Genomic DNA, 9,318 nt, shown 5'->3' with positions numbered 1-9,318 from the left:
TCACCCACATGAACCAGAAGCAAACCGGAGGAAAACTCTCGATTACTTGCCGTCCATCGAAACAATGGCGATAAGGAAACAAGACCGAAGGGGAACCCAACCACCCGGCATCAGCGCCGGCGGCCTTGCAGATCAATAATTTACACACACCCCACAACAAACACAAAACCCCAGGTCAGAGTTCATTCTGACCCAGGGTATCGATGCTTATGCCCCGCGTTAAGCGGTAACCGCCTGCGCTTCTAGCGCCCCACCCGGCGAATGTCCGCGCCGAGACTACGCAGCGTGCCGACGAAGTCCTCGTAGCCACGATCGATGTGATAGACGTCGTGGACCTCGGTCTCACCATCGGCAATCAGCCCGGCGAGCACCAGCCCCACCCCGGCACGGATATCCGAGGACCACACCGGCGCAGAGGACAACTGACGTCCTCCCCTAATAACCACGTGGTGACCATCGACGCTGGCGTCCGCGCCAAGACGGACGAGCTCGTCGACGAAGCGGAAGCGGGATTCGAAGATGTTCTCCGTGATCACGCTCATCCCCTCCGAGGCCACGCACAGCGCGATCGCCATCGGCTGCAGATCAGTCGGGAAACCGGGGAAAGGAAGGGTCTGATAATCCACCGCGGTGGGCTTAGACTCCTGCACCACGCGGAAGCCAGTCGGGTAGGTCTCCACGCGTGCGCCGGCGAGCTTGAGCTTCTCCAGCGGAAGGTGCAGGTGCTGCGGGTCGATGCCACCAACGGTGACGTCCCCCTGGGTGATCGCCGCAGCATACGCCCACGTGCCGGCGACGATGCGGTCACCGACCACCTCGTGCTCGACCGGGTGCAGCTTCTCCACCCCGGTGACGGTGATGACGTTCGATCCCCCGCCCTCGACCTTCGCGCCCATTTCGTTGAGCATGTTGCACAGGTCGACGATTTCCGGTTCGCGGGCCGCGTTATCCAAAACGGTGACGCCATTAGCCAGAACCGCTGCGGTCAAGATGTTCTCCGTCGCTCCGACCGAGGGGAAGTCGAGCTTGATTTCAGCTCCGTGCAGGCCACTGGTCTCTGCAACCACGCAACCGTGCTCAATGCGGGTGGTGGCTCCGAGCGTCTCCAGCCCGGTCTGGTGCATATCGAGGGGGCGGGAGCCGATGGCGTCGCCGCCGGGGAGAGCGACTCGCGCACGGTGGCAGCGTGCGGTCAGTGGGCCAAGGACGGCGACGGATGCGCGGAACTGGCGGACAGCGTCGAAGTCGGCGTCGTGATTGATCTCCGCCGGGACGTCGATGACGACGGTGCCGCCGTCGAGCTCGACGTCGCAGCCGAGGCCCCGAAGGACGTCCGCCATGTAGGGGACGTCCGAGATCTGCGGGCAGTTCTTCAGGACGGTCCGGCCCTCGGCGAGCATGGCGGCGCTCATGAGCTTAAGCACGCTGTTTTTCGCGCCGCTGACTTTCACTGCGCCCTGCAGCCGGGCGCCTCCATTCACCACAAAACTGTCGTTCACAACAGCCAAGGATACGCGTTAAAACCTTCCAGAGCTGCCGACCGACGCCCCGTGGCGTGTGGCCCGGATATCAAGCGGGACGGCGGAGGCTCCGCGTGACCACTGTGTTTTTAAAGCAGAGCGGTGTTTTAAGGCAGGGCGCCGATGCGGCGGGCAGCATTGACGGCCTCATAGCGGGTGTGGGCACCAAGCTTGCGCATGACGGAGCGCAGGTAGCTCTTCACGGTTTCCGCGCCGATGCCCATCTCCTCCGCAGCCTCGACGTTCGTGTGGCCGAGGGCGACGCAGGACAGGACGTCCAGCTCGCGGGCAGACAACTTGGTGGTCTGCTTGACGCGGACTGGGGAGACCATCTGGGTGCACAGTGCCTCCAGGTCGCGGCGGAGGGTCTCGTCCTCCACGCGGCTGGCGAGCATACGCAGCTTGGAGTGGGTCGCGCGGACCTGCTCCCATTCGGCGCTATTCAACGAGCCGGAGGGCTTCGGGGCGTCCTCGGCGGACTTGCCTTCCGAGGCTGCCTGCGCGGGCTCACCGGAGGCACGCTCGCGCATCGCCTCGTTGATGGCGAGCTCCTGCTCGAGGCAGCGGGCGGTCATGGTGACTTCCTCCAGGACCTTATCCCCCAGGCGAGCTCGGGAGTGGATGCCGGCGTAAAGAACGCCCCGTAGCGAACGGCTCACGATCACTGGCACGGCAACGAGCGAGTGCAGGCCTTCATCGCAAATGAGGGAGTCGTACTCGTGGCTGATGGCCTTGGCTCGGGTGTAGTCGGAGACACCTACCGGACGCCGGGTGGCCATAACGCGTCCACCGACGCCTGCTGCGCTGACCACCTCGAGGTTTTCCAACGCGGGGGTACGAAGCCCGATCCAGTTGACGATCTGGAGCTTCTTCGGGCTTTTGACTTCCCCGTACATGGTGACGGGGATTGCCGTTTGCGCCTTGAGGTAGTCCAGAGCCTTCTGGACTGCCTGATCGTCATCGCTAAGACGCCGCTTTTCCACGGATCACTCCCTTGTGCGTGGGAAGTCCACCGCGCAGGGCGCGGCGCTTCCCCAGCGACCAACCACGAGCACCGGTTTAGCGCGGCCGATGCTCCTGGCACTGCTACTCAGCGGCCCGGCCGGCGCGGGGCGCCAAAACGGGCCGAAGTTTTTCCACCAAACACTCCCCCTTTTAGGGGTTAGCAGGTAGTCAAGCAAAGTATAGATCACCCGCTAACTACCCCCAAAATCCCCCCGCTAAAGCGAAAACCGCCCGTACGCCAAGCCCTTCATCAGGGAACGCACAGGCGGTTAGCAGGATCCATACGCTGGACCCCGCTCACCCGGTTCTTCACGCTAGCGGCGGGATAGCCCCTCCGCTTCGATGCGCGCCAAGCCCTTGTCGATGGTGTTATCCGCATCGCCCAGGATCTTGCGCGCGATCATGCCGCCGACCATCGGAACCGGGACGCTCACGTCCACCGATACTTCGATGACAACGTCGCTGGACTGCGGGTCCTTGCGCTGAGGCGTGTAGGTGAAGTGCATGCGCATCTCCCCCAGCCCCTGCGGGAGGGGCATGGCGGTTTCGGCCACGCAGGTCTCCCCCGTCAGCGGTTCCACCGTGGTGGTCTGCTGGAGACGCATCAGCTGTTTCGGCTGCCCCTCGCCCGACTCGCCCGCAGCCCCGTCGGCCGCCTCGGCAGCCGCCCCGGCGCCTTCGCCTGCAGCTCCTGCAGGTGTGATCTCGACCTGAAGCTGGGCTGTGACCTGCCCCTCCGGAGTCCGGGCGATGTCCGAGTCGACAATCTCGACCGTGGAGCCATCTGTGGGCTGGTCTACGTGCAGCAGGTACTCCTCGCTGCTCAACACTCCGTGCGCCTCTGCTGGCGAGAGCGCGATCGTCCTCTTGAAGGTCTTCTTCTTAGCCATGTTTCCTCGTGTGCCCCGGCGTTTTCTCAAAGCCTAAGCCCGCTCATCCCGCAACCGCCGGACGAGCGGCGATCCTTAGCGGTGCTGCCACTCCGGCTTGCGCTTCTCCACGAAGGCGGCCATACCTTCCTTCTGATCCTCCGTGGCAAACAGGGACCAGAAGGCATCGCGCTCGCTGAGCAGTCCTTGGCGCAGGGTGGTCTCGTAGGCGGCGTCCACCATGTCGGTCGCGGCGGTGGTAGCAACCTTGGACATGCCAGCAACCTTGGCGGCGACTTCCTGGACCGCTTCGTCGAAGCCCTCGACGGGCAGCACGCGGGATACGAGGCCGGAGCTCTCCGCTTCCTGTGCATCCATCATGCGGCCTGTGAGGATCAGATCCATCGCCTTAGCCTTGCCCACCGCGCGGGTCAGGCGCTGGGTGCCACCCATGCCCGGGATGATGCCCAGGGTGATTTCCGGCTGGCCGAACTTGGCCTTCTCGCTCGCCAGCAGGATGTCGCCGATCATTGCGACCTCGCAGCCGCCGCCGAGCGCGAAGCCATTGACAGCCGTGATGATTGGGGTGGAGACCTGCGCGACGCGCTCCCACTCCAGGAACATCTTCTTCTGACGGATCTCGGGGTAGGTCTCGGACTGCATCTGCTTGATGTCAGCGCCCGCGGCGAAGGCTTTATCGCTGCCAGTGATGACAATTGCGCCGATATTCGGATCCTGATCGAAGCCCTCAACCGCGTCCACAACGGCGTGCATGAGCTCGCTGTTGAGCGCGTTGAGCGCCTCCGGGCGATTGAGTCGGATCGTGGCGACGCGGTTATTGGTGCTGGTGAGGATGACGTTCTCGCTCATCGTGACCTCTCTTCTTCTGGGGTATGCGGATGAAGCTGTTTCGCTGTTTTCTTCCGCTGCCCATTGTGCCCATTTTTGTTAGGGACGTCACCAGCTTGGCCAATTCCCGTCTTCACCGTTGCCTCACAACCCCAAGGGCGGGTATCATAACGGGTAGACAGATCAGTCTATTTCACTTCAGGCTGATTCGCAACCAGGAAAGGTAAACCAGAAAAATGGCAAAGATTTACGAGAACATCACCGAACTCATCGGCAATACTCCGCTGGTCAAGCTCAACAAGCTCACCGAGGGTTACAAGGCTGATGTGCTGCTGAAGATCGAGGCCGCCAACCCAGGCAACTCCGTGAAGGACCGTATTGGTCTGGCTATCGTTCAGGCTGCCGAGGACGCTGGCGAACTGAAGCCGGGCGGCACCATTATCGAGGCAACCTCCGGTAACACCGGTATCGCACTGGCCATGGTCGGCGCGGCTCGCGGTTACAAGGTTGTGCTCACGATGCCAGAGACGATGTCTAACGAGCGTCGCATCATGCTGCGCGCTCTTGGCGCCGAGCTGGTGCTCACCCCAGGTTCCGCCGGCATGCAGGGCGCTGTCGATAAGGCTAATGAGCTGGTCGAGTCCACCGAGAACTCCATCCTGGCTAGCCAGTTCAAGAACCCGGCCAACCCGAAGAAGCACTACGAGACCACGGGCCCGGAGATCTTCGAGGACACCGACGGCAAGGTGGATATCTTCGTCGCCGGCATCGGCACCGGTGGCACCATCTCCGGCGCCGCGAAGTACCTGAAGGAGAAGAAGGAGAGCATCGAGATCGTCGGCGTCGAGCCGGAGGATTCCCCGCTGCTGACCGAGGGCCGCTTCGGCCCGCACAAGATCCAGGGCCTGGGCACCAACTTCTTCCCGGAGACCCTCGATAAGGATGTCCTCGATCGCGTGATCGACGCTCCGCTCGAGGAGGCCGTGAAGACTGCCCGCGAGCTCGCGGTCTCCGAGGGCATCCTGGGCGGCATCTCCGGCGGCGCAGCCGTCTGGGGCGCACTGCAGGAGGCTCAGAAGCCGGAGAACGAGGGTAAGACCATCGTCGCGATCCTGCCGGACTTCGGTGAGCGCTACGTCTCCACCCTGCTCTTCGAGGACCTGCGCGACTAACAGAGGCAATCATCCGGGCTCATTCGAACCCCGGATCCAGCCCGCTCAACCTCTGCACGCCACCGCCGTTGGCATCCGGAATTAAAGTTTCGGGAATACGCCACGGCGGTGGCGTGCTGCATATGATGCAGTATGCTTCCCTCCAACTGATGAAATGGCCCGCTGGGACACCCAACCCGGCAGCACAGGGAGCAAAAAATCGATGTGAAGAAAGAGGATCGCGCGTGAGCATTTTTGCCACGATCCGGGAGGATCTGAAGAACGCCCGCCTGCACGACCCCGCCGCACGAGGCGATCTGGAAAATGCCATCGTGTACTCCGGGCTCCACGCCATTTGGGCGCACCGCGTGTCCCACAAGATGTGGAAGCGCGGCTGGAAGGGGCCAGCGCGAATCCTGGCGCAGTTCACCCGCTTCCTGACGGGCATCGAAATTCACCCGGGCGCGACGATTGGTCGGCGCTTCTTCATCGACCACGGCATGGGCATCGTCATCGGCGAGACGACGGAGATCGGCGACGACGTCATGCTCTACCACGGGGTGACCCTCGGCGGACAGGTACTAACTCAGACGAAGCGCCACCCAACGATCGGAAACGGTGTCACTGTGGGCGCGGGCGCGAAGGTGCTGGGCCCGATCACGATTGGCGATAACTCCGCCATTGGTGCCAACGCCGTCGTGACGAAGGACGCGCCCGCTGACTCGATCCTCACCGGTATCCCAGCGAAGGTGCGCCCGCGCCAGAAGGACCAGCGCACCCCGCTGGTGGACGCGGTGCACTGGGTCGCGGAAATGCAGAAGAGGAGCCCCGCCGAGGGATCGGGCGACGCGGGAAAAAATACCGCGAATGAGCCCCAGAGCGCGGCCGGTGGCGACGGCTCGAAGGCCGCCCCGTCGAGCCCCGATAACGACGTCGACGGCGCCGTCTAGGACCTACTCGACGACGAGGTCGCCGTAATCGTCCTGGTTCTTCTCGACGAATCCCGCCACGGCCGAGCAGGTCGGGCGAACTTTCAGCCCCTCCTCGCGGGTGGCATCCAATGCCGCTGCGATGAGGGGCTTTGATAGTCCCTGGCCCCGGAATGCCGGGTCCACGACGGTGTGGTTGAAGTCGCGAACACCGTCGGTGTCCTCGAATGCGGCGAAGCCTGCCTGCTCGCCGTCCACCTCAATGACGAAGCGGTCGGCTTCCTTGCGGACCTGTCGCTGGGAATCGGATGCGGTCATGGCAATCCCCTTTCGCTGGGTTGGATTCGCCCACCGCGCGGGGCAGGCCTTGAACCTGCGATTTTACGCCGGAATAGGTACTACGTCAGGCACTTGAGGGGAACTCGGGACACGACGAAAAAAGCCCCATCCGTGGGGATGGGGCTTGGGATGTGGCCAGACCCGGGATCGAACCGGGGACCTTTCACTTTTCAGGCGAACGCTCTACCGACTGAGCTATCTGGCCGAGAAGCTCTAGGCTTCACAGCGACCCTGACGAGACTTGAACTCGCGACCTCCGCCGTGACAGGGCGGCGCGCTAACCAACTGCGCCACAGGGCCGTGTGCTATCGCACGAGTGGTAACTATACCCAGCGGTTAACGTAAGCACAAATGACAACCAACCCCGCCCCATCGCCCCAGGTAAAGACTGTTTTCTACTGGGGAACGCGGAGCGCCTTGTGAAGCACTTTAGAGTCAATCAACGCCCCGCTAGGCACCCGCTAGGCGCCGGCCTCTCCGGACCCCGTAGACCCCCAGCGCCTGAAACGGACAGCCCCGGAGAGCTACTCGCAGAGGGTCACCATGTCGATCAGCTTTTCAGGCGCACCGAGGCTTCGCAGCCGAGCATCGGAGAAACACGGTCCGTGCATGCCGGAGGTGGTCACCCCGTCGGCTTCCACCTCAACCCATTCGGTGCCATCGAAACGTTCGACCCACAGGTGGTCTGTGGAGCTTCGCCCAGCCCTCATCCATCGGCCATCGCAGTATGTGGAGACGATTTCACCGGGGCGAGTGTTCGAGTTGGGCTCAAGGTAGGGGCACTCCCCCTTCTTCACGCGTTGCGGTTTCGGTCGCGCGCGTTGTTTTTGTGGCTCAGCCCCCTTATCCTCGTCGCCCGAGCCCTCGTTCTGCTCTTGCGAGGCGTCCCCCTGAGATTCAGACGGCGGCGGGCCAGCCTTGGTGATCGTTTGAGTCACGGTAGGGCGATCGGCTGCGGAATCGCTAGCTTCGCCGGCGCAACTAGCTAGCAGGAGTGGCAAGCTGAGCGCGGCGAGGAAGGACCCAGCCCGACGAGCGACGCCGAACTGCCGCCGGGACAAGCTTCGGTTGAGGTGCATAACAGGAGTCTGGCACAGCCTTTGGAACTTTTAAGGCCATTGCCGATCTTCAGCTAGGCAGTCGCCCGCTGAAGATGACTCACGAATTCTCCCAGCACCCCACGTTCACGCATCTGCAGCAGGGCATGCCGGGTCATCTCCATCTGCATGGAAACCGCGCCACCCTCAGCCCGGTGGTTCTTCACAACCCGATCCACGCACTGCGCGAGGTCTTCATCCGGCTGCAGGCGCTCAGCCCTCATCCCCGTCTGGAGCCCCTTCTCCGAGCGCAAGGCCTGCTTCCCGATGGCCTGTTCCGCGGTGAGCTGCGTATAGGACAGGTTGAAGTAGTCCGGCAGCCCAGCCCGCGTCAGATCGCGCATATAAGCGATGGGCCGCGTAGCGATCGGTACCGGCACGGTCACACTGTCCGGTGTTCGGAAGACGCCGGTGGACTTCGTCTTTCGTAGGTAATCCTGCGCACCCGGAACGGCAGCCTCCTCGAAGTACTCGCGCTGCGCCGCACCAGCAACAATGTCCGCAAAAGTCTCCGCATAGAAGCTGTCGTTCAGCGACACCGAACCGGACCCCGACGGGATGAGCATGCCCTGCGAGTTATCGCTCAGCGAGCCCTGCTGGCCGATAATCACGTGCGCGTCGGATGTCAGGACCAAGGTCGAGGAGCCGATGACGTTCGCGGCCTTGCTCTCGATGAGATCGATGAGGGCACCGTCGTCCTTGTTGACGATGATGGAGCTGCCGTCGAACAGTAACTCGTCGTACCCCGGGGTGTAGTAGACGTTGTCGACGACGAGGTTCGACGTGATGTGATCGAAGTAGCCGATGGGGTGCAGCTGAACGACACGGCTCGTCCAGTCGGGGTCGCAGGCCATCCCCAACAGCTTCCCGTTAAACATCGCGCGCCCCTGTGCGTAGTGACGCCGCAGGTTCAGATACTTAAACTGCTCCAGCCCCTTCGGCAGCCGGTACCTATAGGAGGAGAACTCCCATGGCTTTTCCAGGCCACCGTCCTGAATGAACTCGTCGACTCGGTCCGAGGCGAGGTATGGGCGCCCGTCGACCTCCCGCTTCTCGAAATCGTGCTCACGCTGGTAGTCGGAAAGGCCTGCCGAGGCGATCTTGCGGGACGTGAGCTCCTTCCGCGAGCGCACGGCATAGTTGTAACGCTGGCGGTTTTCGATACCGATCGTCGCAATCCAGTACAGCAGCACGCCGATCACGACGGCACCCAACGTCAGCCACCAGGCGGAGTCCGTCAGCACCTGAGCTTCCGCGAGGGCTGCAAGGACTGGAATGAGTACCGCGAGAGGAGAAACCAGCTTCGAAGCAGTCGCCACGGACATGCTTTCGCTGAGCAGCCCGAGCTTGGTGAAAGTGGCACCCCGCCACCGGCGGAAGAGGTGATAGGACGAGGTCTTGGACGAACTCATGAGCAAGAGATTACCTGGCTGCCGGCACAGAACCGCCTTCCCCGCGCACCAAGGTTTGGCCGAAAAACGCAAAGTGGGAAAGCAAAAACCCCAAGCTCCGAAGAGCTTGGGGTTGATCTTGCGACCCTGACGAGACTTGAACTCGCG

At 62.8% G+C, this 9,318-nt stretch carries 8 protein-coding genes, 3 tRNA genes and 1 pseudogene (1 of these 12 running past the window's edge); 2 read left to right on the top strand and 10 right to left on the bottom strand.

Going from position 1 to position 9,318, the window contains the following annotated elements; genetic code table 11:
• Positions 1-242 precede the first annotated feature (242 nt).
• From murA to HMPREF3097_RS00795, 4 genes are all read right to left on the bottom strand, one after another.
• The gene (murA, locus tag HMPREF3097_RS00810; RefSeq protein WP_070760150.1) at positions 243-1,499 is read right to left on the bottom strand and encodes a UDP-N-acetylglucosamine 1-carboxyvinyltransferase; all 1,257 of its coding nucleotides are present in this window, start codon (positions 1,497-1,499) and stop codon (positions 243-245) included.
• 128 nt (positions 1,500-1,627) lie between these two features.
• Entirely contained in the window at positions 1,628-2,503 is an 876-nt protein-coding gene (ramA, locus tag HMPREF3097_RS00805) for an acetate metabolism transcriptional regulator RamA (protein WP_070760148.1), read from the bottom strand.
• A gap of 336 nt (positions 2,504-2,839) precedes the next feature.
• Positions 2,840-3,415 (bottom strand): DUF2505 family protein, encoded by a 576-nt coding sequence (locus HMPREF3097_RS00800; protein ID WP_070760146.1) that lies wholly within the window; start codon positions 3,413-3,415, stop codon positions 2,840-2,842.
• Positions 3,416-3,490: 75 nt separating this feature from the next.
• A complete protein-coding gene (locus tag HMPREF3097_RS00795) occupies positions 3,491-4,264 on the bottom strand; it encodes an enoyl-CoA hydratase-related protein (RefSeq protein ID WP_070760144.1) in 774 nt (257 codons plus the stop codon).
• A 215-nt stretch (positions 4,265-4,479) separates the two neighbouring features.
• Here HMPREF3097_RS00795 and cysK point away from each other — a divergent pair, with 215 nt between their 5' ends.
• Together cysK and epsC are read left to right on the top strand one after the other, a co-directional pair.
• Positions 4,480-5,415 carry a cysteine synthase A gene (cysK, locus tag HMPREF3097_RS00790; protein WP_070759599.1) on the top strand — a complete coding sequence of 312 codons (936 nt, stop codon included), beginning with the start codon at positions 4,480-4,482 and terminating at the stop codon, positions 5,413-5,415.
• 224 nt (positions 5,416-5,639) lie between these two features.
• Positions 5,640-6,212: pseudogene (epsC, locus tag HMPREF3097_RS00785) on the top strand (serine O-acetyltransferase EpsC); the annotation flags it as partial.
• Positions 6,213-6,347: 135 nt separating this feature from the next.
• On the opposite strand, the gene HMPREF3097_RS00780 reads toward epsC, so the two are convergent.
• From HMPREF3097_RS00780 to HMPREF3097_RS00750, 6 genes are all read right to left on the bottom strand, one after another.
• Positions 6,348-6,641, bottom strand: coding sequence for a GNAT family N-acetyltransferase (locus HMPREF3097_RS00780; RefSeq protein ID WP_070759603.1), 294 nt, complete (start codon positions 6,639-6,641; stop codon positions 6,348-6,350).
• A 153-nt stretch (positions 6,642-6,794) separates the two neighbouring features.
• Positions 6,795-6,867: transfer RNA gene (locus tag HMPREF3097_RS00775), tRNA-Phe, on the bottom strand.
• 21 nt (positions 6,868-6,888) lie between these two features.
• Positions 6,889-6,962 (bottom strand) — tRNA-Asp (locus tag HMPREF3097_RS00770).
• 224 nt (positions 6,963-7,186) lie between these two features.
• Positions 7,187-7,741 (bottom strand): hypothetical protein, encoded by a 555-nt coding sequence (locus HMPREF3097_RS00765; RefSeq protein WP_070760142.1) that lies wholly within the window; start codon positions 7,739-7,741, stop codon positions 7,187-7,189.
• Between the two features lie 53 nt (positions 7,742-7,794).
• Positions 7,795-9,171 (bottom strand): hypothetical protein, encoded by a 1,377-nt coding sequence (locus tag HMPREF3097_RS09825; RefSeq protein WP_246821148.1) that lies wholly within the window; start codon positions 9,169-9,171, stop codon positions 7,795-7,797.
• Between the two features lie 121 nt (positions 9,172-9,292).
• Positions 9,293-9,318, bottom strand: a tRNA-OTHER gene (locus HMPREF3097_RS00750); it runs 48 nt beyond the window's last position.

It is taken from the genome of Corynebacterium sp. HMSC27B11, assembly GCF_001815985.1.
Taxonomy (GTDB): Bacteria; Actinomycetota; Actinomycetes; order Mycobacteriales; family Mycobacteriaceae; genus Corynebacterium.
The sequence above is the reverse complement of the archived record's forward strand: the minus strand, read 5'-3'. Positions and strand labels throughout refer to the sequence as shown.